Here is a 953-nt window from a genome sequence, read left to right as displayed (position 1 = left end):
AACCCGCGATAGCACCGGTATGGCTGAAATCGACGTCGAACCCGTCGAGCGAATCGAGGAGGATGTCGTTCCAACGGGTATCGACGCACCCGAGTACGTTCTCTACGGCGGGAAAGGCGGCGTGGGGAAGACGACGATGGCCGCCGCGACCGCGCTGGCGAGCGCGCGCGACGGAACCCGAACCTTGGTCGTCTCGACCGACCCGGCACATTCGCTGTCGGACACGTTCGAGTACGACATCCCGTCGGAGGCGACGCGCATTCGGGAGGAGATTCCGCTGTACGCCGCCGAAATCGACCCGGACGCCGCGCTGGAAGAACAGGCCGGAATGCTCGGCGGCGAGAACCCCCTCGGCGGGATGCTCGGCGACGAGGACGACGGCCCGATGGCCTCGCTGCTGGGCGGGGCGATGCCCGGCGCGGACGAGGCGGCGGCGATGCAGAAACTGCTGGAGTTTCTGGACGACGAGCGATTCGAGAGAGTCGTGGTGGACACCGCGCCGACGGGCCACACCCTCCGGTTGCTCGAACTCCCCGAACTGATGGACACGATGGTCGGTCGGATGATGAGCCTTCGTCAACGGTTTCAGGGCATGATGGACGGCGTGAAGGGGATGTTTGGCGGCGGTGTCGACGACCCGGAGGAGGGCATGGACGACCTGGACGCGTTCAAAGAGCGGATTCAGGACCTCCGGCGGACGCTCCGGGACCCGTCGAAGACGGACTTCCGCGTCGTCATGATTCCCGAGGAGATGAGCGTGTTCGAATCGAAGCGCCTGCTCGCGCAACTCGACGAGTTCGGCATTCCCGTCGGGACGGTCATCGTCAACCGCGTGATGGAGAACCTCGCCGACGTGACTGATTCGGTCGATTCGAGTCAGTTTGCGACGCCGAATTTGGAGGAATGTGAGTTCTGTCAGCAACGGTGGGAGGTCCAGCAAGGCGCGCTCCGGG

Annotated in this window: 1 protein-coding gene; it reads left to right on the top strand. The window is 64.8% G+C overall.

The features are described from left to right. Positions 1 to 19: 19 nt before the first annotated feature. Positions 20 to 953, top strand: a 934-nt coding sequence (locus BG842_RS10440; protein WP_069450681.1) for a TRC40/GET3/ArsA family transport-energizing ATPase, incomplete at its 3' end; no start/stop codon positions are given.

It is taken from the genome of Haladaptatus sp. W1 (genome assembly GCF_001723155.1).
Classification (GTDB): Archaea; Halobacteriota; Halobacteria; order Halobacteriales; family Haladaptataceae; genus Haladaptatus; species Haladaptatus paucihalophilus.
The sequence above is the reverse complement of the archived record's forward strand: the minus strand, read 5'-3'. Positions and strand labels throughout refer to the sequence as shown.